At 40.9% G+C, this 24563-nt stretch carries 20 protein-coding genes and 1 pseudogene; 12 read left to right on the top strand and 9 right to left on the bottom strand.

The window, feature by feature from the left end:
- Positions 1-9: 9 nt before the first annotated feature.
- Both V7K84_RS00335 and V7K84_RS34220 read right to left on the bottom strand, forming a co-directional pair.
- Entirely contained in the window at positions 10-2610 is a 2601-nt protein-coding gene (locus V7K84_RS00335; RefSeq protein ID WP_334835293.1) for an ATP-binding protein, read from the bottom strand.
- A 39-nt stretch (positions 2611-2649) separates the two neighbouring features.
- Positions 2650-2787, bottom strand: a pseudogene (locus V7K84_RS34220) (IS982 family transposase); the annotation flags it as partial.
- Between the two features lie 229 nt (positions 2788-3016).
- Here V7K84_RS34220 and V7K84_RS00330 point away from each other — a divergent pair.
- The 3 genes from V7K84_RS00330 to V7K84_RS00320 all read left to right on the top strand — a co-directional run bounded on the left by V7K84_RS00330 (position 3017) and on the right by V7K84_RS00320 (position 4968).
- Positions 3017-3739, top strand: a complete 723-nt coding sequence (locus V7K84_RS00330) for a Uma2 family endonuclease (protein WP_334835291.1) — start codon at positions 3017-3019, stop codon at positions 3737-3739.
- A 150-nt stretch (positions 3740-3889) separates the two neighbouring features.
- Complete coding sequence (locus tag V7K84_RS00325) at positions 3890-4540, top strand: hypothetical protein (RefSeq protein WP_334835289.1); 651 nt, start codon at positions 3890-3892, stop codon at positions 4538-4540.
- Positions 4541-4734: 194 nt separating this feature from the next.
- The gene (locus V7K84_RS00320) at positions 4735-4968 is read left to right on the top strand and encodes a DUF433 domain-containing protein (protein WP_334835287.1); all 234 of its coding nucleotides are present in this window, start codon (positions 4735-4737) and stop codon (positions 4966-4968) included.
- 119 nt (positions 4969-5087) lie between these two features.
- On the opposite strand, the gene V7K84_RS00315 is transcribed toward V7K84_RS00320, so the two are convergent.
- From V7K84_RS00315 to V7K84_RS00295, 5 genes are all read right to left on the bottom strand, one after another.
- Entirely contained in the window at positions 5088-6176 is a 1089-nt protein-coding gene (locus V7K84_RS00315) for a hypothetical protein (RefSeq protein WP_334835285.1), read from the bottom strand.
- A 443-nt stretch (positions 6177-6619) separates the two neighbouring features.
- Positions 6620-6838: a BrnA antitoxin family protein gene (locus V7K84_RS00310; RefSeq protein ID WP_334835284.1), complete on the bottom strand. Its 219-nt coding sequence runs from the start codon at positions 6836-6838 to the stop codon at positions 6620-6622.
- 11 nt (positions 6839-6849) lie between these two features.
- Positions 6850-7113 carry a DUF433 domain-containing protein gene (locus tag V7K84_RS00305; protein WP_334835281.1) on the bottom strand — a complete coding sequence of 88 codons (264 nt, stop codon included), beginning with the start codon at positions 7111-7113 and terminating at the stop codon, positions 6850-6852.
- Between the two features lie 13 nt (positions 7114-7126).
- Entirely contained in the window at positions 7127-7402 is a 276-nt protein-coding gene (locus tag V7K84_RS00300) for a LapA family protein (protein ID WP_069068625.1), read from the bottom strand.
- Between the two features lie 138 nt (positions 7403-7540).
- The gene (locus V7K84_RS00295; protein WP_334835278.1) at positions 7541-8965 is read right to left on the bottom strand and encodes a phosphoglucomutase/phosphomannomutase family protein; all 1425 of its coding nucleotides are present in this window, start codon (positions 8963-8965) and stop codon (positions 7541-7543) included.
- Positions 8966-9111: 146 nt separating this feature from the next.
- Between V7K84_RS00295 and V7K84_RS00290 the strand changes: the two genes are divergently transcribed.
- The 4 genes from V7K84_RS00290 (at position 9112) to V7K84_RS00275 (ending at position 12321) form a co-directional block, all read left to right on the top strand.
- Positions 9112-9975 carry a PD-(D/E)XK nuclease family protein gene (locus tag V7K84_RS00290; RefSeq protein ID WP_334835276.1) on the top strand — a complete coding sequence of 288 codons (864 nt, stop codon included), beginning with the start codon at positions 9112-9114 and terminating at the stop codon, positions 9973-9975.
- 97 nt (positions 9976-10072) lie between these two features.
- A complete protein-coding gene (locus V7K84_RS00285; RefSeq protein ID WP_334835274.1) occupies positions 10073-10789 on the top strand; it encodes a hypothetical protein in 717 nt (238 codons plus the stop codon).
- A 64-nt stretch (positions 10790-10853) separates the two neighbouring features.
- Positions 10854-11549, top strand: a complete 696-nt coding sequence (locus V7K84_RS00280) for a hypothetical protein (protein ID WP_334835272.1) — start codon at positions 10854-10856, stop codon at positions 11547-11549.
- Between the two features lie 73 nt (positions 11550-11622).
- Positions 11623-12321: a hypothetical protein gene (locus V7K84_RS00275; RefSeq protein ID WP_334835270.1), complete on the top strand. Its 699-nt coding sequence runs from the start codon at positions 11623-11625 to the stop codon at positions 12319-12321.
- Between the two features lie 87 nt (positions 12322-12408).
- Here V7K84_RS00275 and V7K84_RS00270 read toward each other — a convergent pair whose 3' ends face one another.
- Positions 12409-14079: a transglutaminase family protein gene (locus V7K84_RS00270; protein ID WP_334835268.1), complete on the bottom strand. Its 1671-nt coding sequence runs from the start codon at positions 14077-14079 to the stop codon at positions 12409-12411.
- Positions 14080-14524: 445 nt separating this feature from the next.
- Between V7K84_RS00270 and V7K84_RS00265 the strand changes: the two genes are divergently transcribed.
- From V7K84_RS00265 to V7K84_RS00250, 4 genes are all read left to right on the top strand, one after another.
- Positions 14525-17383: a cation-translocating P-type ATPase gene (locus tag V7K84_RS00265; protein WP_334835374.1), complete on the top strand. Its 2859-nt coding sequence runs from the start codon at positions 14525-14527 to the stop codon at positions 17381-17383.
- Positions 17384-17510: 127 nt separating this feature from the next.
- Positions 17511-18632 (top strand): DNA replication/repair protein RecF, encoded by a 1122-nt coding sequence (gene recF / locus V7K84_RS00260; protein ID WP_334835266.1) that lies wholly within the window; start codon positions 17511-17513, stop codon positions 18630-18632.
- Between the two features lie 643 nt (positions 18633-19275).
- On the top strand, positions 19276-19554 hold the full coding sequence (locus V7K84_RS00255; protein ID WP_442940910.1) for a hypothetical protein: 279 nt from the start codon (positions 19276-19278) through the stop codon (positions 19552-19554).
- A gap of 238 nt (positions 19555-19792) precedes the next feature.
- On the top strand, positions 19793-20911 hold the full coding sequence (locus V7K84_RS00250; RefSeq protein WP_334835264.1) for an acyltransferase family protein: 1119 nt from the start codon (positions 19793-19795) through the stop codon (positions 20909-20911).
- 132 nt (positions 20912-21043) lie between these two features.
- On the opposite strand, the gene V7K84_RS00245 is transcribed toward V7K84_RS00250, so the two are convergent.
- Positions 21044-21502 (bottom strand): MgtC/SapB family protein, encoded by a 459-nt coding sequence (locus tag V7K84_RS00245; protein ID WP_334835262.1) that lies wholly within the window; start codon positions 21500-21502, stop codon positions 21044-21046.
- Between the two features lie 702 nt (positions 21503-22204).
- Between V7K84_RS00245 and V7K84_RS00240 the strand changes: the two genes are divergently transcribed.
- On the top strand, positions 22205-24556 hold the full coding sequence (locus V7K84_RS00240) for a putative PEP-binding protein (RefSeq protein ID WP_334835260.1): 2352 nt from the start codon (positions 22205-22207) through the stop codon (positions 24554-24556).
- The last annotated feature ends 7 nt before the right edge of the window (positions 24557-24563 follow it).

Genomic DNA, 24563 nt, shown 5'->3' with positions numbered 1-24563 from the left:
AGAGTAGCATCAAATTCTGGATAGAGTCGCAGTACTCGCAGTAGCTAGTTTAGAACTTTGATTAATCGGAATCTCAACCCAAAATTCTGCTCCTTGTCCGGGTTCTGAAATACACCAAATAGCTCCGTTGTGTTTTTCTGTGACTATCTGAGCGCTAATTGCTAATCCTAATCCAGTGCCTTTACCTGCCGCTTTTGTGGTAAAGAAAGGATCAAATAATCTTTGCTTAACTACTTCGTTCATACCAGGGCCATTATCCGCAATTTGCACAGTTATACGATCCAAGTTGCGTAACTCAGTACGAATTACAATCTGGCTGGGTTTAGCTTCTATCTCCTCAATAGTTCGCTTACTGTTATAACTATCCAGGGCATCAATGGCATTACCAATCAGATTCATAAATACCTGATTTAATTGTCCGGCATAGCATTCTACTAAGGGAATATCACCATATTCCTTGACTATTTCAATTCCGGCATTTCCAGGCGTTTGTTTAAAGCGATTTTGTAAAATCAGTAGTGTGCTATCAATACCTTCATGAATGTTGACAGGCTTCATATCCGCTTCGTCAAGTCGAGAAAAATTCCGCAAGGAAAGAACTATTTCACGGATGCGATTAGCTCCCATTTTCATTGAAATTAATATTTTAGGTAAATCTTCAGCCATGAAGTCAAGGTCGATCGCTTCTATATGAGCTTCTACTTCAGGTGTTGAATGAGCATTAGATTGTTGATAAAGTTCTACCAGTTCCAACAAGCCCAGTGTATATTCACTTACATGGGTCAAATTCCCGTAGATAAAGTTAACTGGGTTATTGATTTCGTGAGCTACTCCAGCCACTAATTGACCTAAGCTTGACATTTTTTCGGTCTGAATCAGTTGGGCTTGGGTTTCTTTGAGATTGTGCAGAACTTGGTTAAGTTGTTCCGCCTGAGTAGTCGCAGCAGCAGTAGCAGCGCGGCTTTGATTATACAATTGGGCTTGGTCAATGGCGATCGCTAACTGGTCAGCCACACCTCGAATAATTTCCACCTCATCATCACTCCAAGGACGAAGCTCTCTACTATGTTCGCAGACAATCACACCCAAGCGACCCGACTGAGTTTGAACTGAAACTGTTAGTAGAGACTTAAAGCCCAATGTCACCAATAAATTGCGACTTTTGAAATCAAGCCATGAATCTGTCGCAATGTCATCAAAGCAAAGCAAATTCCCTTGGATAGCAGCTTCACTCAAGGCTTCCACGTTCTGGATAGGAGAACAGCCTAAAGGTTCTGTTAAATCGGGAGCGCAAGCTTGCTGACTCAGTTCCAAGGTAGTAGATTCATCTTCTTGATGACACCAAAAAAACTGGCATCGATCGATCTGTAACAATTCCCGAACTTCAACTACTACTGTACTCAAAATCGTATTTAGATCCAGCGAGTTGCGAATTTGACTAGATAGACGAGTTTTAAGAATTTTTTCTCGCTCAACTAGCTTTCGCAATTCAAGTTCAGATTGCCTTAACTCTAGCTGGGCCATATTACGATTGACACTAGCTCTTGCTAGTAGCCAAGAACCAATGCCAGTTAATCCTACTAAGCCAGCATATAGCAGTAGCAATTGACTCAAAAATCGGTTTGATTTGGTTGTCAGCGTTTCTGGTGACACCCATGAAACAATCTTCCAGTGATAGGATTTAGTATCAATTTGATTTTGGCTTGGTGCAAAAGCCTGTCCTGCTCCGGTACTAGATTTTTGCCCTTCGACAAGTGGGTAGACTGTAGTAAAAGTGAATATTCCTTCAGCAGTTTGGAATTGTCCCGATTCTTTTTGAGAAATCTGCTGCCATGCTTGGGAAAAAGCTTGGCCAAAAGTGCGGTTTTTGCGATCGGGAAACATAAATCCCCATTCATCCTCAGGCTTCGCCCCTTTTAACCAGTAGCCATCGGCATTCAGTAACATTCCCTGGCTAGAGGCGTTAGCGAAAGCTTGATTAAAATTGTCCAGCAGTTTTGTGCCGAAATAATTTAACACTACAATGCCTCGTTTCTCTCCACGGCGATCAAAAACGGGAGTGCCAAAGCGGATCATTGGCTTCAAAGGTTGTTCAACCTGACCTCGTTCGATATTGAGGTCAAGGGGAGAGACAAATACTTGTCCTTGGTTTAGCTGCAAAGTGTCATTAAACCAGTAGCGCTTGGCTTGAACTTGCAGTTTTTCTTCGGGGACAATCGCAGGTTCACCCTTATTAAAGTTGACTCTGACAACTTCCTTACCCGATCGATCCAAAAAGCGAATTTGGTCGTAAAGTTTTTTATATCCAGAAAATAATAAAAATTCTTGGGAAAGTGCCTGTTGTTGTCCATTTACTCCCTCTAAAACTCTTTGTAGCTCGTTTTGTTTAGAGATAACCATCAAATCTGAGACAACCGAGTGAAAGTCTCCGCTAATGACTTTAGTTTCTAAATCTACCTTACGGAGTTCATTTGTTTTGAGCAGAACTTGCTCGGTTTGTACCTGTTGGTAATAGATAGTCCCAATAACAACCCCAACTAACGCTGACAACGGCAAAAAAACCGTTAGGAAGTTTTTGATTAAAACTCGTGAATGGATCTGTGGTGACATATCGGATACTTAGGTACAACTCAAAGATCGGGCTGGAAATTAGCTAATTTCCAGCTGCGCCACGTTTTCTGAGTCAGGGTTGAGAAAAGACTTTTTCTCCTGGTAGGTATAGGTAATCAGCCCAGCTACCAAATTCACCATGAAATTGAATACTCTGCGACTTCTGGAATGTTCTAGTTAAACAATGTTCCGCCCTTTTTTGCTATTGTCAGTTAGACACTCTGATAATCAGTACCGAAAAACCACGAATCTGATGTAAAGATTTTACACTTATAAGTATTTTGATACTGAGAAGAGAAACATCAGGCGATGTCTACGCTAAAAATGGTTTTTCATTCTTGCGCTGCAATCGCACATCAATAGATTACGTACAATCTATCTAGAATCAGATTTGGCAAAACCGCTCATGTTAAACTACAATCCACTCCATTGTTTGCCATCTTCCGAAGAACTACCCGACTCAGATGATACTGCTGTGGATAATGAACTCCAAAATTTAATTTCCGGCTTGCTAAAAACGATACTAGCTTTGGTTTGGTGCGATCGCTGGGATTGGTTCTTTGGTGTTGACATGGGTATTTATTATCACCCAGACAAACCAGCTATTGTCCCTGATGGGTTTCTCAGTTTAGAAGTTAAACGCTTCGTTGATGAGGATTTACGCCTAAGTTATGTGCTGTGGGAAGAAAAGCAACTGCCAATTTTAGCGCTAGAAGTTGTTTCCCAAATATATCGAGAAGAATATAACATCAAGAAAGAATTTTATGCCAAAAATTTAGGAATTTTGTATTACGTTGTGTATAGTCCCCTGCGGCGTAAAAAGTCGCCTTTAGAAGTGTATCGCTTAGTCGATGGGGAATATATCTTAATGTCAGGAAATCCCGTTTGGCTACCAGAAATTGGTTTAGGAATTGGGCGAGAACGAGGAATTTATCAAGGTATAGTGCGGGAGTGGTTGTACTGGTATGACGAAGAAGGACAAAGATTGCTGACACCAGAAGAACGCATTAGGGAAGCGGAAGAACGCACAGCTTTTGAAGAACAGCGACGGGTGGAAGCAGAGCAAAAAGTGAAAATGTTAATTGAAAGGTTAAATGCGCTAGGTGTCGATCCAGAAACTTTGTTATAGATTCACAAAATTTTGTAATTCTTGCTGCCTTAATGTTAATTAGCTTCCTGGCTGGGGAATTATATATATAAAGTAACTCAGAGCTTGACGGTACAAATCGTAAAAGCTGGTTGCCTCAATAAATATATTTACCAAAACCTACATCAAAATATGGAAGTTAAATTAGGATTTGGAGCAGTCCCAAAACCTCAATATGTCTTTGTCAGCAAAGAATCCGATCGCTGTTGGTATATGCTTGCTGAAGATGAAAAACGCATCCCAATATATGATAGAGCTTTGACTGGGGTAATTACAGAGATAGAAGTTAATAAAAAGGTTGAAACTAAATTCGGGCCAGTTGAAAAGAACGATTTATATATTTTGGCAGACAAACCTTATATTATCCGTTCAGGTAGCGACTCCTTCTTTTCCAAAAGTTTATTGTTATCTTTAGATGCCCTTACTTATAAAGAATTGTGTAATCCACTAACGATAGCCGTTAGCCCTGGAGAGAGTAATGTAGTTTTTTGCAAAATTTACGATCCAATAACTTATCGTTCTGTAGGTGTTAGTTGGGATGGACATAAGGAATTAGATTGGCAAGCTTTAGGACAAAGACTAAGTTTAAAAATTAATAATATTCATAATTTTAATCAAGATAAAAATCAATCTCAATCAGAAGCAAGTGACAATATAAAAATGCCTGAACCGCGTGATGTTTTTATAGCTAAAACTGACACATATTTAGCTCAATTAAATTGGACTCCAGAGCAGGGAAGGGAGTATTTGCAGCAGAAATATGGTAAGCGATCGCGTCTATAACTCACTGATACAGAAATTCTGGATTTTATTGATTATCTGAAGCTACAACTAACCCAAAACTACTCAACTTAACTGCTGTTGGGTTAGTGTGCGATAACTGCGATCGCCTTTTTGCTACACTGAGATGCTAGGCTGGAATAATTGCGATCGCAGAATTAGAGTTAAATAAAAGTACCCGATATTAAAATACTTGCATGAACTCAAGGGTTGATTTGTTAACTCGCATTACTCAAACTCCTGGTCAGTGTGGTGGTCGTCCTTGTATTCGAGGCATGAGAATTCGTGTGAGTGACATTTTAGAAATGTTGCCTGAGAATGTCACTGTTTCTGAGATTTTAGAGGATTTTCCCGATCTCGAACTCGAAGATATCCAAGCCTGTCTATTGTTTGCAGCACGGCGAACAGACTTTCCTCGATTGACAGCATGAAAATTTGTATTGATGCTCAGTTAGTTGAAGAACAACCTGTCATACTAGAAAATATAATTAACACCAATATAATTACAAGTTTTTTGGCATAACAAAAATAATTTATGTTATTTTTCATATTAAATTCCTATTTTTTTTAAAATACTAGGCATTGCAACTTTTAGTACTTCAGCTAGACCAGTATTTCTATGATGTTCGCATATATTTTTTAACAAAAATACTTGCTCATCAGTATATGGTGATTTGTTTTCATATCTTTCCAATAGCTTGGTATGCAAGTCAACAACAATTTTAATGTGTTCTAATGCCCAAAACTCTTCTGGATAGGTTTTAACTAAATCTGGTGATTCTCGCTGCCATAAACCAACTATCATTTCGTTTGTTAATCCTATGTCTATCTGTGAAATATCATAATATAGTTCATCTGCCATCATTTTGATTGAATAAGTAAGATTATTACGCATATTTGAATGAAATTTATCGTCATCTTTAAAACTACGAATATCTGGATATGAAATGTTTAACCATTTTTGGGAATCCCAACTTCCAAAAACACGATAAAACAAGATTGATCTTCTCTCATGTTCTCCCTTTCCTGATTTTCTGTTATCTTTTATATGAATATAATTTCCATACTCTTTATTCTCAACAAACCAAACATCTCTTCTAACTGCTTCTCTAATTTCTTCTACACCTTGATTATCAAAAGTTGATTTTACTGAATCAGCTAATAAATCGTCTCCAGTGTTTTTATTTAATACTTTTAATATTTCATTTCTTACTTTTTCAAGTATTTGAATATTTTTATTTTTTATTTTTTCATGTTTCACTCTCTCTGTCACAGTGTAATTTCCTTTAAATTGTGCAGATAAAAAAGAACCATAAGAGAAGAAAATCGCATAATAATACATTTGCATAATTTGAGTAGTCAAATAAGATTGTCTTCCTAATAAAATGCCAGCAAAAAACCACTGCCAAGCATTTATCATTTGCAAAAAACTGACTGTAAATGACCATTTCTTATAGGCTGCAATAATTTGTTCATCAAAAATTTTATTCTCTACAGTATCATAATTTTCTCCTAATAATTTCATTTGTTGTAATTGACTAGCCAATGCATCATTGTTTAAGTTGTAATATCCTTTGACTTCATTAAAATCACGTAATAATGTTTTGAAAGTAAGAATTTTTTCTTGATATTCAGGCATATATATTTTATGTTTGCAAAATTTAATACTTATATATAAAATAAACTTAGCGATAAGTTAAGTATATTACGGCAACTTGCAATATTACTTAATGAGGCGGTAGCCGCTTATCTAGAAATGTATCAGTCGCAAACTGAAGAAATTAAAAACAGCATTTTTGAAGCTGATGCTGGAGACTTTGCCAGTGATGAAGAAGTAAAAGCGACTTTTGCAAGACTCACAAATGCAGATTAATTGCCTACGTTATGAGACTTCTTGTAAAAATCCTTATTTGCGTTCTCTTCTCTGCGCCTCTGCGTGAGCAAAAAAATATTTATGCAAGAAGTCTATTTCCTCACAACCACAATTACAGTTATTAAATATCGCTTACTTCCGGTAGCCAGTCTTCATCTAACACTAACTCTAAAAAATATGGGCACTCTTCTAGAAACTTAAAATCTGCTTTATAAGTTGCGCTCATAGCCTTTATCGATCTGCTGAATGTACTCACGCAAGGTATCGTTAATCAAAGTTTGGTAATTTCCCCCACCTGTTGAGTGAACTTGGTCACGAAACCATGCTAGTACTTGATCATCTAGGCGAATTGTAATTCTAGTTTTGCCTGTTGGTGTTGATTCAATGACTCCCCGCTTACCCTGGCTAAAATCATACTCAGCTTCCATAGTTTTTAAATCTAATACAGTGTCAAAACTCCCAAGTTTGGATTGTTGTCAAAAGCTTGCATTGTCAGCATTTGCCGTTCTCGATCGGCTGCATAGCTTAGGCAAGCCAAAATATCCTCTTGTGTCAAATAAGGAAAGTCATCAAGCACTTCCTCGTAGGTCATCCCAGAGGCAAGATAAGATAAAACATCGTATACAGTAATTCGCATTCCTCGAATACAAGGCTTACCACCTCGTTTTCCTGGTTCGATTGTAATAATGTTTTGATACTGCACAGCTATTCAAACCTCAAAAGTCTTCATCATCAACGAAAAACTCCGCATCGTCTTCCAATCGAGAATTGCGCTGCCCAATGCCAGCAAGTCCCCACAGAGGTTGCAGCAGTGCCATACCAATTAACCCGACAACGGCACTAAAAGCTAGCACTAAACCCATTGGTATCTGAATCGATTGGAATGTTAAGAATTTTAACGATACGGGCGTAGCATTTTGGACTGAAATAATTGCGATCGCAATTACCCAAACCGCTACAACTAGAGATGTCAAAAAAGGAGCGATTTTCATATTTTGATCGAAATGAGAAGTTAGAAGTTAGGAGTTATATTTTGCTCGAAATTAGAAATCAGGAGTTAAGAATTGTTAATTTACAACTCTTAACTCCTAATTCATAACTCTTAACTTTTAATTCCTAACTCTGACAGATTAAACTGCTACTGTCTCTAGTTTAGCAATGGCACTCTCCAACTCTTGGGCGATTTGGGTGAGTTTTTCGGGAGTGTTGGTTTCTAGGTAGACGCGTACCAGTGGTTCTGTACCGGAAGGACGCAGTAATACCCAGCTACCTTCTTCTAAATACAGCTTAATACCGTCTTTACGCCCCACTTCCTTGACTTTAATTCCTGCTACCTCTGTAGGTGGATTTTTAGTAAAGGAGTCGATGACGGCGATTTTGTGCGCCTCTGTAAGGTGCAAGTCTAGGCGGTTATTGTAAAGTGGGCCATCGGCTTCGGCGATCGCTTCTTTGACAAGTTGACTTAGCGGTTTGCCTTCATAAGCGATCGCTTCTGCCACCAGCATATCGGCTAATACCCCGTCTTTTTCGGGAATATGCCCAATAATACTCAAACCACCTGATTCCTCTCCACCGATTAATACGGCAGTTTCCCGCATTTTTTCGCCGATGTATTTAAAACCAACTGCTGTTTCGTAAATTTGCAGCCCATTTTTAGCAGCGAAATTATCCAGCAAGTGGGTTGTAGCAACAGTGCGGACTATGGCGCCGGTTTTACCTTTGTTTTTGATTAAATGACGTGCCAGAAGTAGCAGCACAGTATTGGGAGTGAGGACGTTTCCTTGTTCATCAACGATACCAAAGCGATCGCTATCTCCATCTGTCGCCAAGCCCAAATCAGCGCGATCGCGAACTACTGCTTCTGCTAACTCAACTAATTGTTCTCCTTTGGGTTCAGGCATTCCACCCCCAAATAAAACATCTCTCCAATCGTGGAAACTTTCTAGGTGAACGCCACTATGTTGCAAAACTTCATCTAAATAGCCGCGAGAGGTAGAATACAAAGCATCGTACTTTACCTTTAAATTAGCGCTTCTGATCTTTTCTATATCAAGTAGAGTGTAGATAAATTTCAAGTAATCTGGTTTCGGATCGAAAATTGAAATTGAACCTGATGGGTTGTTCCCAGGCAACTCATCCGATGCACCTTCTATATTTGCCACAATAGTATCAGTAATCTCTGGAGTGGCAGGCCCAGCATAATCGGGTATATATTTAATTCCACAGTAAGGTGCTGGATTATGGCTAGCAGTAAACATTAACGCCCCAGCGGAATTTAGGTGACGGGCATTGTAGGCAATTACTGGTGTAGGGCAATCCCGAACGGTAATTTTTACAGTCCAACCCAAATCTGCTAATACTTGGGCCGCTGTTTGGGCAAACTGGTCAGCTAAAAAGCGAGTATCGTAGGCAATAAGTACTGGTCTATTTTTTGTGTAGGCTGTATCCAAGTAAGTGGCGATTGCCCTTGTTACTTTTCTCACATTGGGGAAAGTAAAGTCATCGGCAATAATCCCTCGCCAGCCATCGGTACCAAATTTTATCTTGCTAGACATTTTTGCCACTTGCTCCGGTACATTATCAGTACTATAAAAGCTTCCCGCAAAGCTTGTGTAGCAGCAAGTATCCTCCGAAGTTCTTTCCTAAGCAAGCCTTAGTTTAAACTTCTCCCCACCGTATTTTCTCTCACTGTTTCTGAGCAATGTCAACCCCCGATAGACCTTTTGCCAGTTATCACCTTTGGTCTCTAGTTGCCCCAGCGACTGGGCAAGAACGCTGGCATTGCCAGATGAGACGGGGGTTTATCAAAGCACGGCAACACGAACCACAAGTCAAAGCGCTTTTAACGCAAGCCACCGCGCCTCAGCGGATTGGTATCCTAGCTCAAAAAGGCGTTTATGAGTTTCATCATCACACGCATCTGTTGAAGCAAGCAGATGGTGTAGAAAGAGTTGCCCAGCTACTAAAGTTAGGCAACTCAAGCGTTCAAGTCCAGCAACGCGTGCTGCAAATTTTGCAAAAATATCACGATGCGCCGTTGCTTTTGGATAAAGATATTATCCAATTAACACCGGGTGATGAAGGCTTTCCTAAACCGATAGTAGTTGAACAAGAGGATTATTGTTTTCGCTTATATGCGGCTATGGACTGCGTTTTCATTGAGTCTGATAGCACTTTACATATTTTGGATTTCAAAACTGGTAAGTCGGCTTTTGACCAACGACAGGCATTAGTTTACTTGTTAGCGGCTCGTTATCTTTACCCCGGACGAGAAGCTGTTGCATCATTTTATAATTTAGAAATATGTAAAAAATCTGACTTAATTAGCATTAATAATAGTGAGTTAGAATCCTTAAAATTTGAGTTAGCGAATATTGCTCATAAACATCAGCACGATTTGCAAAAATATCAAGAAGAAAATACTAATTTTAGTAAAATATTCCCTCCTAATCCTGGCTCTCACTGCCGCTTTTGCCCATTTAACTCCATCTGTGAGTTTGCCGATTTTAAGCAGCATCAATCGTATCCACTGCCTAGTTTAAGAAGTTTGAGAATTAATAGCTAATTAGTTTACCTATTTGTCTTGGTTAAATTTTCAAAAAAATCTACTAAATACTCGTATTTTTACTGGACTGATTCTCTTCTCCTACCAGACAACCTAGATGTCAGATACATCGATTCTTATCTTTGGTTGTAAGGAGTTAAGATTAGTGCGGTTAACCACAAATAAATCTGTATTTAGATTAGTAGGAATTTCGACGTTTATTTTACTTCCAATATTTAAGGGGATTTTACCTCAAACTATTTATACATTGCTGTCGTCTCTAGACGCTTGTGCTATTCAACCTGAATGTGCCGCTGCTGGTTCAGAATTAGCTCCTACTGCGAAGGCTGCAATTAGCACAACTAAAGCTCAAAATGAGCAGGTTCCAAATAAAGCTCAAGAGAGATATTGTTCTTTTTATCCACTTAATTTAGTTTGTGGGCCACAAGGTCAATCTTCAGTTCTTTATAATTACAAATTCCACCAAACAGTACATTACAGGAGGTCTGGTTCTCCTGACAAATTTGTAACTCATCATTTTCAAAGTTGGCGACCTGCGCCAGGGGCAATTAGAAGTTTAGCTCAACCTCCAAGTATTGAATTTGGTGGTGGTTATCCTCCATCTGGTGATTATATAACCTGGATTTATTTAAATGATGGAGATGGTAACAATCAAACTCGTGGAGTCGTTTATGAATACTCAACTGGCGACACCATGACATGGGATGATTATGCAAATTATTCTAACAATAATATTGAGGGAGAATGGATTAGCGATGTGGTTCGTGCTGATATACTGCCAGATAATTCATCCCCTCATGATAGGAAAGATTGACTTCAATAAAAATGCGATGTGGCTGTTCAATTACTAAATCTTCACCAAATTAGAGGTTGCTAGCATGAAAGAGCTTTTTACGCTTCTCCAAAAAATTAAAGAAAATCCAGTTATCTACATAGACAAGCCATCAATTACTTATCTTCGTTCATTCTTAAGTGGGTACATAGATAGTCTAATTACACTCGGATTTACTGACATAAACTCTTGTGGAATTGAAGGGTTTCAAGAGTCGGTACAAGAAAGAGCCAAAACTAATTTGACTCAATCTTGGGCTGGAATACTTATATTTTCCTGTGGTAGTGACAGAAATGCTTTCTATAGTTTTTTTGAACTATTTGAAAAATTTATAAAACAGAAAAATGATTCAAAAATTCAAGGAAGTGAAGACGTTTTAAGGCTTCGTCAGGATTTGATGTTTCCTCGGTTTGATATTTACAAGGAGATTCTAGGTGCTATAAAGAAAAGACCAGGAATGTTTTTAGGGACTAATTCAATCACTAGACTTGATATGCTTTTGCGAGGATATAATCTGGCTCGAAGAGAAGTTGGCGTACCTCCAACTGAGCCAGAAAGGGAATTTGAAGGTTTTCAATTATGGGTTGAAGGAAAATATGGAATTAACTCAGGTCAGTCATGGTCTAAAATAATTCTTTTCTATTCTGTAGACGAGCATGAGGCACTACAGAAATTTTTTGAATTGTTTGAAGAATATTTGAATAGGAATAAGAGTTTACAAATAGAGGAAAATTGTGGTTAAGGAGGGAGTATTAAAGTGGATTAGCTTACGGCATAACACACCCTAGCCCCTAAATTAAATTGGAGTAATCAATATGAGGAATCTATCTAGACTTCTTCAAGATATTAAAGAAAATCCAGTTATGTACATAGATAAGCCATCAATTACTTGCCTTAGTTCCTTTGTAAGCGGGTGGTATTTTAGTCAAATAAATCACTTCGGATTAAATCCACAAGGCTACCCAATGCAAGGATTTGACGAGTGGATGCAAGAAAGAGTAAAAACTACAGTTTCACGATCGTGGAATGAGATAATTCTGTTTCTTTGTTGGACTGAGAGAAATGCCTTCTACAGATTTTTTGAAGAATATGAGCAGTTTCTAAAACACAAAGATGATTCCAAAATTCAAGAAAGTGAAGAAAAAGCTAGCCCTACTGAAGATAATTCAAAGTTTCGTCAATTTGATATTTACAACGACATTCTAAAGGGCATAAAGAAAAGACCGGGTATGTACTTAAGAACTAGTCCAATCACTGAACTAGATATGCTTTTGCGAGGATTTAGTCTGTCTCGAAGAGAAGTTGGCGTACCTCCAAGCGAGCCAGAAAAGGAATTTGAAGGTTTTCAATCATGGGTTGAAGAAAAATATGGAATTAACTCAGGTCAGTCATGGTCTAAAATAATTCTTTTCTATTCTGTAGACGAGCATGAGGCACTACAGAAATTTTTTGAATTGTTTGAAGAATACTTGAATAGCAACAAGAGTTCAGAAGTAGACGAAATTTGTGGTTAAACAGAGAATATTAAGGTGCGTTAGCCTACGGCATGACACACCCTACTCATTTTCTCAGGGTCTTTCTCCAATAACCAATGCCCTAATTTAAAAAGGCGGTAATTCTTTAAGAATTGTGAACCGGATATGATTAATCGCCAAATCACCGATGGGGATATCTTGTTTGGTTAGCCGCGCACCTTGACTTGTCACGGTTTCAAAGGTAATACCTTTGCCAATTTCAATGTGATACCAGCATAAGCCCATAAAAAAGCGCGTCGGATAAGGGCCACCTTCACCTATATCGTCAGGATTTGATTCCATTGGCAACCAACCAAAATTCGGGACGTAGAACTCCAGCCAAACATGATTAAAGTCGGGTTGTAGCGGTACTCCTATGAAGTCACTATGGGGAGGACATTTGTACCTGCCTACGGTGCGGCAAGGGATACCATTTAAACGGGATAGGGCAAGTAAAACACCTACATATTCGCCACAGGAACCAACACCTCGCTCTAAAACCGTATCTGGTGTGTCAATGTAAGGTTTAATACCGTAGGACAACTCATCATAAACGTAGTTGCGGATGCTGTGCATTTTGCGTAGCACATTGGTTTCAGAACCAATCGCTTCTCTGGCAGCACGGCGAACAATGGTGGTATCCATTGCTAAATCGTCGTCGTCCACTAAGTAACGTGTTTGCAATTCTGGGGATAGTTCAGGTATATCTTCTACATCTCTGGGTGTAATCCGATATTTAATCCCTCGAACTTCCAAAAGTGCTTTCCAGCCAAATATATGCCGTTCTCCTGGTGCAAGAGAATCAAATTTAAAGACTGCTACACGTTGCCCCTCTATCACTTCTTCGGTAAAGGGTATACCAATTGGTTCAACGTGTTTCACCTTTTGACGCTCAGTTTCCGATGGTAGGGCGATGCGCCATTCCACATCGGGTAAAGAAACCTCGTCTAAGGGTGCAATTTCCTCAGCATAAGACATTTCAATCAGATAGCCGTTAGAGAGGGCGTAACGCTTATCTGGCTGGTAATGATAATACAGAGGATGAATAAAAGTGCGATCGCGGAATGTTAATTCATGACTCGGATCGGCATTGGGGTTATCCCGAATATAAGGCTCCTCTGAGGCGTAGGCGACGTAAATACTTTCTTTGCCTGTTTCGGCATTTTTATGGATTGCGATGCCTGTGGGACATTCAAAGGGTGTCAGGACGCTAAATTGCAACTCTCCCGTGGCTCTGTCCATCGCGTAAACTGATTGTTCGGTGCGATCGCAAATCCATAGCATTTCTTGGTTGACTGCCAAATTCTCTATGCCAACTCCAGGGGCATAAAATCTGGTAATCTCTTTTCGCGTTTCGCGGTCAAAAACCAGAATGTAGCCCAGCCTTTGGCAACTGACATAAACTGTTGTTTCCCAAACAGCAACGCCATCAGCCGGATAAGGCAATGTTACAAAATGTTCTAGATCCAAAGCATCGAGCTTGCACGAGTAAACACTATTTTCTCGGCTCACCCAGAGGGTATCATCCCACGCCGCTAAACCAGTGACATCGGTAAATTCTTCAACTTGATGGGAATTGATAATTTTACTGTTGTCAGAGGTGGGATCGATCTCTAGTAGATGCCCTTTGATACTGTCAATAGCAATCAGTCTATCTTTGATGAAAGTAATGCCACACAGGGCAGCAGCAGTCAGCGGTCGAATTGTTTTTTGCCCAAACATCTGGCTAACGGTCAAAGTGGGGAGTGCAAAACTCATAAAACCTTGTGGTAAGTGTAAAAAACCCTCACCTTTAGGTAGGGGAGGAAACATGACTCAAGCGGTTTTACCGCCGTCACACCAATTGCTGGATATGGAAAATCCTAGTCGAGCAATGGCTCCCCTAATTGGGGTAGATGAAGAGTGGTGAGTTAAAAGACTGCCCACAATGGGCGTTGCTCTTACCAAGTACATCTAGTGGTTCTCGATCGCCACGTTTACAGCGAGGTACTAATAATTATCGGTACAATGTGTTCCGATAAACTCTTTCGTGAGAAATAATACTATGTCAAAACAGGAGGAATTTACAAATGTTAAGAATTACATATACACTCATACAACTGGGCGATCGCCTTAATGTAACTTTAGAAGATGGAAGAAGATGGAATTCCTGCCATCACTAAATTATGATCGAATTTTGTAACCATTTGCTGTGACCTACACGATGTCTGCTAATTCTCTGCCTGAAGGTGCCGCCGTTTGGCATAGTTTAGAAGTTGATAAAGCGCTAGACCTGCTTGATAGTAATGCAGACAGTGGCTTAACACCCCAAGAAATTCAACAGAGATTGCAAAAATACGGCCCCAACGAACTTGAAGAAATTGCTGGCCGTAGTGCTTGGGAAATTCTGTTGGATCAGTTCAAGAACATTATGTTGTTGATGCTGATTGGTGTGGCTCTGATTTCTGGGTTTTTAGACCTGATGGCTTTGCGATCGGGCAGCTTGAAGCCCGGTGAAGTGCCATTTAAAGATACAATCGCGATTTTAGCAATTGTCATCCTCAATGGCATACTCGGCTACGTCCAAGAAAGCCGCGCCGAAAAAGCCTTGGCTGCTTTGAAAAAAATGACTTCTCCCTTAGTGCGAGTCATCCGCGACGCTAGACTGGTGGAGATAGCAGCTAAAGAACTAGTTCCAGGGGATGTAATGCTGCTAGAAGCGGGGATGCAGATAGCCGCAGATGGACGCTTGATCGAACAGTCTAATTTACAAGTGCGTGAGTCGGCATTAACTGGTGAAGCCGAAGCGGTGAATAAACAGGCATCACTAAAATTGCCGGAGGAAACATCATTAGGCGATCGCCTCAATGTCGTCTTTCAAGGAACTGAAGTAGTCCAAGGACGTGCCAAGGTTCTGGTGACGAACACTGGCATGACTACAGAACTGGGTAAAATTGCTGCGATGTTGCAGGCGGTAGAAAGTGAACCTACGCCTTTACAGCAGCGAATGACTCAACTGGGTAATGTCCTAGTTACGGGTTCTTTAATTCTGGTGGCGATCGTTGTCGTTGGCGGTGTCATCAAGGACGGAGGTTTTAAAAATATTCAAGAACTCTTGGAAGTTTCCTTGAGTATGGCGGTTGCTGTAGTTCCAGAAGGTTTACCAGCTGTAATTACCGTCACCTTGGCACTGGGAACCCAGCGAATGGTTCGCCAAAATGCCTTGATTCGCAAATTGCCAGCAGTGGAAACGTTGGGTTCTGTAACGACCATCTGTTCTGATAAAACTGGCACCCTGACACAAAATAAAATGGTGGTGCAATCGATTTCCACCAATAATAAAACTTTTCGCGTCAGCGGCGAAGGTTATGCTCCCACAGGAGACTTTCAGTTAAATGGTCAAAAAATTTCCCTGGAGGAATCTCCAGAAATCTCCGCGTTATCAGTAGCCTGTGCTGTTTGTAATGATTCAGTATTGCAAAAAGAACAAGGTGAATGGGCAATTTTGGGAGATCCGACAGAGGGGGCATTACTCACCCTGGCGGGAAAAGCCGGAATCGAAAAAGACCAGTGGAACAGTAAGTTACCTCGCGTTGCGGAGTTCCCCTTCTCCTCGGAACGGAAGCGGATGAGCGTGATTGCTAAAGTGGAGGGAATCGCCACAGGTGAAGCATCTTCGAGGGGTATCGATCCGGCGATCGCCGGTTTTCTCCAATCGGAACCTTATTTAATGTTTACCAAAGGTTCTCCAGAGTTAACCTTGGCACGTTGCACTCAGATTCATTTGGGTAATGACACGGGTACTGTAACCGAAGCACAACGCCAGAAAATTTTGGCAGAAAATGACCTGATGGCGAGTAAAGGTCTACGGGTACTAGGTTTTGCCTACAAACCTTTGTTAGAGATTCCACCGGAAGGTTCAGATGAAACATCCGAGCAAGGCTTAGTATGGCTGGGATTGGTGGGAATGCTAGATGCGCCACGCCCAGAAGTCAGGGCAGCGGTGCAAGAGTGCCGAGAAGCTGGTATTCGCCCAGTGATGATTACTGGCGACCACCAATTAACAGCACGAGCGATCGCTACCGATTTGGGAATTGCCCAAGAAGGCGATCGCGTTCTCACAGGTCAAGAATTGCAACGGATGACTGACCAGGAATTAGAGCAAAACGTTGACCTGGTGAGCATCTATGCCAGAGTTTCCCCAGAACACAAACTGCGAATTGTCCAAGCACTGCAACGCCGGGGTCGATTTGTGGCGATGACAGGCGATGGTGTCAACGATGCTCCAGCTCTCAAACAAGCTGACATTGGTATCGCAATGGGTATTACTGGCACTGATGTCAGTAAAGAAGCTAGTGACATGGTGTTACTTGATGACAACTTCGCCACCATTGTCAGCGCCACCAAAGAGGGTAGAGTTGTTTACACCAACATCCGCCGCTTTATTAAATACATCTTGGGCAGTAACATTGGTGAAGTTCTCACAATTGCAGCCGCACCCTTAATTGGTTTGGGAGGCGTTCCTCTTACTCCTTTACAAATTTTGTGGATGAACTTGGTGACAGACGGTTTACCAGCCTTAGCATTAGCTGTGGAACCTCCAGAACCGGATGTCATGCAACGTCCGCCTTTTAGTCCCCGCGAAAGTATTTTCGCTAGGGGATTGGGTTCTTATATGATTCGCATCGGCATCATCTTTGCCATTATCAGTATTGCCTTGATGTGGTGGGCTTATCAACATACCCATGCTGCTGGGTATCAGGGCGATCCCGAAACTTGGAAAACAATGGTATTTACCACCTTGTGTATTGCCCAAATGGGTCATGCGATCGCGATTCGCTCCAACAACCGACTGACCATTGAGATGAATCCCTTCTCTAATATCTTTGTACTGGCGGCTGTTGTCGTCACCACGATTTTGCAGTTGATGCTAGTTTACGTCCCACCCCTGCGAGATTTCTTTGGTACTCATTACCTGAATATGCAAGAGTTGGGGGTTTGTATTGGTTTCAGTGCCTTAATGTTCGTCTGGATTGAAGCGGAGAAGATATTTCTGCGGATTATGGGCAAGAAGGCTGTGTAAATTGGGCATTGGGGATTGGGATTGGGCATTGAAAAGAGGCTAGAGGGAAAATTCTTCTCCCTTGCTCCCTCCCCCCTTGCTTCTTCCCTAGCGCCCAGTCCCTAGTCCCCAGTCCCCAATCCCCACTATGTACCTAAAAACTCTAAACCTCCGACAATTTCGTAATTATCAAGACCAGAAGGTTGAGTTTACTGCTGCCAAAACAATTTTGGTAGGTAATAATGCTCAGGGAAAGTCAAATTTGTTGGAGGCGGTGGAGTTACTGGCGACATTGCGATCGCACCGAATGACCCGCGATCGCGATTTAGTTCAAGAAGGGGAAGCCATAGCCCAAATTGATGCCACCCTTGAGCGACAAACAGGTGTTAGCGACCTGACCTTAACCCTGCGCCGCAATGGTCGCCGTAGCGTTGCTCTCAATGGCGAATCTATCCGTCGTCAAATGGATTTTCTCGGCGTTCTCAATGCAGTCCAATTTTCCAGTTTAGATTTAGAACTAGTACGCGGCGGCCCGGAAGGTCGCCGCAACTGGTTAGATACACTTTTAATTCAACTGGAACCAGTTTATGCTCACATTTTGCAGCAGTATAACCATGTGTTACGCCAGCGCAATGCCTTTTTAAAAAAAACTCAAGACTTAGCACTGGATACAGACCAATCAGAACTAGCGGTGTGGGATGCACAGTTAGCGACTACAGGAACTAGGGTAATTAGACGACGCGATCGCGCTATCCAAAGATTAGCTCCCATTGCTACCACCTGGCACGGCAGTATCAGCGGCAGTACAGAAGTTCTACAAATCAAGTACGTGCCGAATATTCCTTTAGAGGATAACCAGCCAGAAGAAGTGCAGCAAGCTTTTTTAGCAAAAATTCAGCAGCGAGCCGTAGCTGAAATGCACCAAGGCACGACTCTTGTCGGCCCGCATCGAGACGAAATAGAATTAACTATTAACCAGACACCCGCTCGTCAATATGGTTCTCAAGGTCAACAAAGAACCCTGGTTCTAGCTTTAAAATTAGCCGAATTACAATTAATTGAAGAAGTCGTCAAAGAGCCACCATTACTATTATTAGATGATGTTCTTGCCGAACTAGATTTATCCCGTCAAAATCAATTGCTTGATGCCATTCAAGACCGCTTTCAAACCCTGATTACTACAACGCATTTGGGGTCTTTTGATTCCCAATGGTTGAATTCATCCCAAATCCTTTTGGTGAAAGCAGGAGAAATAATCCCAAATTTATAAGAATTGCAGTTGAATACCTGCTACTTTTTGTCGAGGATAAATTGCTGATAAATTTTAAGTTATAAAAAATTAATCCCATCATATTATTGCAAACATTTATTTTTCTCATAATGATAGGACTTACGCGAAATAATGAAAAAACGAACCGCCAAGGACGCATTCGCGCAGCGTCTCGTCAGAGAAGGACGCAGAGAAATAAGAGTTTTAGAGAGTTATTGCATAAGTCCTGAATGATTCTTTTTATTCAGTTTTTTCGCTGAGTGTATGTACCTCAGCTTAATACTATTAATTATTATTTAGCTTTATAGGACTTACGCAAAACTACGTGATGTAGGGGCAATTCATGAATTGCCCCTACCTGAAAATTAACGTGCGCCTCCGTTGGAAACTCACGTTAGATTAGGGTTTCGGCTACTGTTTGCGTAAGTCCTGTTTTAGTGAAATCTTCAAGCAACCAGTTGTTTTGTACTAGATCAGAACTTAGGGACTTCCAAATAAAAAAATATTCAATTATTGATTGTGGGGCAGGCGAGACGCCATTGGTGTCAAGTTAAGAAAAATAGAATCTTGTCAAGAGGGTAAAACTCAATAGTTAAACTCAACACAAGGGTGTTGAGGGGTCGGGGGCGTTAACGGTGTACAAATGCAGTTGTACGCTACTTGGATTTTTTATGCTGTTCTCAATGATTTGTGCGCTGATGTTGCTGTAGCTTTACAGCAGCCTTTAGAACGTATTTTCGTAGAGATGGTTTTTCGCAGTTTGTACTTTTTTCACCGCGCACTCTTGCAAAACCCACAACTACAACTTATTCCTTGGTTGGTTGAGCATCAACGCTCTATGGGCTTGGGAAAAGCCGTGCGTCAGCGACACCGACGCACTGCTGCTATGTCACTTGACATTTGGGCATCTGCCTTAACTTGATACCAATGGCGTCTCGCCCGCCCCACAAGATTGGATAATTTATTTCTTGGAGTTCTCTTACGTTACACACAACCGAAGTAGCGGTAATTCATGAATTACCGCTACGTCAGAATCAAGTTTTCAGTTAAATCTTACGTAATATCCTGTAGATATACCTCTTTTCAGGGTATATGACAGTTCTGGTACGGAAGATGCGATAATTCAAAATGTTCTGTTAAATCCTCCTTAAGAAAGATTTGTGGAAAAATCCTTAAAACCTTCACCTGGAAATAATCCAGAACCTTTGTCCGGTGTGAATGCTCACTCAAAATTTTACATACCATCCCTTGATGGAATTAGAATTGTTGCTTTCATGCTTGTTTTTTTCTCCCATACAGGAATTGCGAAGGTTTTCCCAGGAAGTTTCGGCGTAACAATATTTTTCTTTCTCAGTGGTTACTTAATTACAACTCTTCTGAGGCAGGAGTACGATCGCAATGAGACTATTAATTTTAAGCTCTTCTATCTAAGACGAATCCTGCGTATTTGGCCGCCATTTTATCTAGTCTTGGGCTTAGGAGCGGGCTTAACTGTCTTAAAATTACTTGATGGAGAAATTCTCCTACCAGGCTTTTTGTCTCAGTTTCTACACTATGCTAATTATTATCAAATTTTTGTTGGCAGGGCTGGAGAAACTCTTGGTAGTTCAGTATACTGGTCTCTCGCTGTCGAAGAACACTTTTATTTACTTTTTCCACTGTTTTATTTAGCTCTACGTAAACTTCGTGTCAGTTCACGCAGACAAAGATTAATTTTTTGGGGATTATGTTTAGTTGTCTTACTTTGGCGGTGTGTTCTGGTTTATGGTTTTCATGTGCCTGAACAACGTATATTTTTTGGAACAGATACCCAGGTAGATAGTATTCTTTTTGGTTGTGCCTTAGCGGTCAGTGGTAATCCAATGCTGGATACCCAAGATTACTCTAATAAACTCTGGAAGTATTTCTTGTTGCCTCTAGGAATAATCGTGATTCTTTTTACATGCATATCTCGCTCACCTGAGTTTCGATCGACCATTCGTTATACCATACAAGGATTTGCCTTATACCCAGTCTTTATTACCGCTATTAGTTTTCCCAACTGGGGATTATTCGCAGCGCTAAATTTGAAGTGGATGCGCTTTCTCGGCATACTTTCTTATTCACTTTACCTTACCCATTATACTGTGATATTCACTGTTTGGAAGTATTTACCCAACTTGCCTAAAGTTCTCCAAGCAGGAATTGCTCTATTAATTTCTTTTGGATTAGCCTATCTCATTTACAAGTTTATAGAGTTTCCATTGGGACAGCTACGCAAAAAGTTTTCACGGGCATAAAAGACAGTCTTTGCTGAAAACAGGGCTGTTTAATTCCCTAGAGATAGCCTGAATTACAAGGGTTATTAGCAAAAAAATCAGGTGATTAAAAATTTATGTATAAACCTAAAATCCTAATCACCTCCTAATTTACTATGGACGTTTTTCAAACCTTTTAAAAACGCTGAGAACAAAAAAAGTCAGCATAGCACCGATTAATCCTAACTGCCATAAACCACAGCCAGCAGCAATTCCCAATGCAGAAGAAACCCAAATAGCCGCTGCTGAGGTGAGTCCGTGAATTTCAAGTTGCTGTGACTCTTGGGAAGATTGGCGCACAATTTCTCCAGCACCGAGAAATCCGACACCAGCTGCAATCCCTTGAATCACACGGCTAAGTGCATCAGGACTAGATTGCAGTCCTCCTGGTTGCATGATTATTAAGGTAAAGAAGGCTGAACCTAAACTCACCAGCATATGAGTTCTTAAACCAGCTGGTTTGCGCCTAATTTGACGTTCTAAGCCGATCGTTGCTCCAATAAGCAATGCAATACATAGCCGGAAGCTGATATTCAGCCAATCATCGGTTGCAAGGTAGTAAGTGTTTGACAATGTTTAGTCTGATATGGAGAATTTTATATACTAGGTTAAATTGTAATATTTTTATAAAAAAGTACAAAACTATTCTAATGTTTTATTAATGGAGTTCGATCCAATGGGTATAGTGCAATAGCCTACCTCAATATTTGGAATCTATCAATTCAGGAATGGTTTTGAAACGGAGAATTAATATTTTCCATTATTAGGATTATTTTTCAACAAGATAATATTATTCTGGTCAATAAATGGAGATTTGCATTGTTAAATTGTGGCAACGATCGTCATTTTGGCAGACTAGATGAATTTTAAGTTTATTAAATAGTTGTTTGACTATTTAAAATGACTGAGCCACAAAATTATACCTTAAATTGTTAGATTTAACCTATATACTCAACAATTAAATACGATCCGACCATGTATAAGTAGAGCAAATCAGCTATACAGCGTATTTAAAGTTATTGAAGTACACAACGATTCGTCTCAAAGCCAGGTATAAAGCCTGTTTTACTTCTGATTTCTGACTCCTGTTAGCGCAGCGGGGCGTAGCCCATTCTGAATTCTCCTCTATCTGCTTCAAAACCCGTAACTTTGTAATTCATCCAAAAGAAAACTGCTGTCAGCCCTGAGTACTTTTTATTCAGAAGTCAGTAGATTAACCTGATAACATACCAAAAAGAAATGGCTGTGGCTACAAATAGACAACTAACAAATTGAGTGAATAAACTCTACTGGCTAGATCAAATTAAACTACAAGACCGCGCCAAAGTAGGTGACAAAGCCTTTTACTTGAGCAAAATTATCCAGCGTGGCTATCCAGCGATCCCTGGTTTTGTAGTTTCGGCAGAAATTTTGCGGCAATTTCTCGAAAATCTCAATAGTTCAGAATCATTAGTGGCTGACTTACCCCATTCTTCGCTACACCTGGATGTCACTAATTGGCGGCAACTTCAGCAGGTGGCTAGTCGCTTGCGCCAAGAAATTCTGACTGCGACTGTAACCCAGGAGTGGGTGAGTCCAATTTTCCAAGCCGCGAGAGAATGGCAAACTAGCTGTTTAATTCTTCGACCTTCCTTGACAGTATCAACTGCTACTCCAGGTATAAACAACAATATATCGGGTTTACTGGAGTCGGTATTTTGCCAGTGCGAACCGGAAGCGATCGCACTGGCTCTAAAGCGTACCTGGAGTCAAATATTTCGGGCCCGGAGTCTATTATATTGGCAGCACTTAGGGATTAATCTGCAACAAATTAATCTCGCAGTTTTGGTGCAACCTGTTGAAAATGCGATCGCCAGTGGCTCGCTCACAACCAATGCCTCTGGGTGGGAAATTGAAGCTACTTTGGGATTAGGAATTGCGATCGCACTTGGCGAAGTACAGCCAGATGTTTACTACATTCAACCGGAAACTGGGGTTGTGCTTGAGCAGCAACTAGGCAATAAAATGCTAGCTTATGGCGTTGATGATACAGCGCCTAAAGTTTTTTCGCAACCCTTGCCGAACTCAGCGTTAACACCAGATCGCACCTGTCTGATTACCTATTTAATTCCAGAAGCGCAACAAAAACAGTACTCTTTACAAGAAGAATACTTACAACAAATAATTGCTCTGGGAACTCAACTGGTAAGCGAACTAGGTAAAACTTTTACCATTAAATGGACTATTGCCGGGCAAACTACATCTGGCAAGCTCTATATCACACAAGTTAGTCCTTCGCAATCTATAATTCCCCACTCACACTTGATTCGAGGACTAGGAGCAGCCGGAGGACGGGTTGCAGCCACTGCCTTGGTAATTATTAATCCGCAACAAAAACCCGAACAACTACCGAAGGGAGCCATTTTAGTAATACCAACGATTACACCTGATTGGTTGCCATTCTTACAACAAGTTGGTGGTATTATCACAGAACAAGGGGGATTAACCAGTCACGCGGCAATTCTAGCTAGAGAATTAGGTATCACAGCAGTAGTAAACGCAACATCTGCCACAACTTTAATCCAAACTGGCGAACGATTGCTGCTTGATGGCGACAGAGGAGAAGTTTATCGCATCAAAGGAGACTCAAAGGAGGAGATGGGCAAAGGAAGAGAAGAAAATCTTCTTTCCTCCCATCACCCCAACCCGAAAGCGCCTCATCCCGCTGTTACGTCTCATCTACCTATGATTGCTACCCAACTGCTGGTTAACTTGAGTCAGTCCACTTTAATAGAACAAGTGCAAAACCTGCCTGTGGATGGAGTGGGATTGTTGCGTTCCGAATTGATGGTACTAAATATATTAAACGGGCAACATCCCAATACTTGGATTTTAAGCGGGCGTCAGGCAGAATTGTTAGAGCTATGGTCTGAGCAGATTATGCAGTTTGCCCGTGCCTTTGCCCCAAGACCAGTTTTTTATCGTTCTTTAGATTGGCGATCGCAAGATTTACCATCATTGAGTGATAGTTTAGAATCTTCGCCGCAGTTGATGTTGGGTGAACGTGGCACTTTCAGCTATTTACGAAATCCCGCAGTCTTTGAGTTAGAACTGCAAGCTTTAGCGAGTGTACAGCAAGCTGGCTACAGCAATATCAATTTACTGTTGCCCTTTGTGCGGACTGTGGAAGAATTTGTCTTTTGCCGTCGCAAAGTTGAGCAAGCCCTTTTAACTGAGGTGTCGCAGTTTCAATTGTGGATGATGGCAGAAGTGCCAAGCGTCCTGTTTTTACTGCCCGAATATGTGAAAGCAGGTGCAGCCGGAATTTCTATTGGTACAAACGATCTAACGCAATTATTGCTTGGAGTAGATCGAGAACAAGGACAGCTAGCAAAAGTATTTAATGAACGTCATCCGGCAGTTATGAGTGCGATCGCTCAACTGATCCAGATGGCTCAAAGTGCTGGTATCCCTTGTTCAATCTGCGGTCAAGCACCAGCCCTCTATCCAGAAATCATCGATAAGTTAGTGGAATGGGGTATAACTTCCATTTCTGTTGAACCGGAAGCAGTCGAGCGAACATATCAAGCGATCGCTCGTGCTGAACAACGTCTAATTTTAGCAGCAGCAAGACAAAAACTTAATTAGTTATAAG

Source organism: Nostoc sp. (genome assembly GCF_036917315.1).
Lineage (GTDB): Bacteria > Cyanobacteriota > Cyanobacteriia > Cyanobacteriales > Nostocaceae > Nostoc.
The sequence above is the reverse complement of the archived record's forward strand: the minus strand, read 5'-3'. Positions and strand labels throughout refer to the sequence as shown.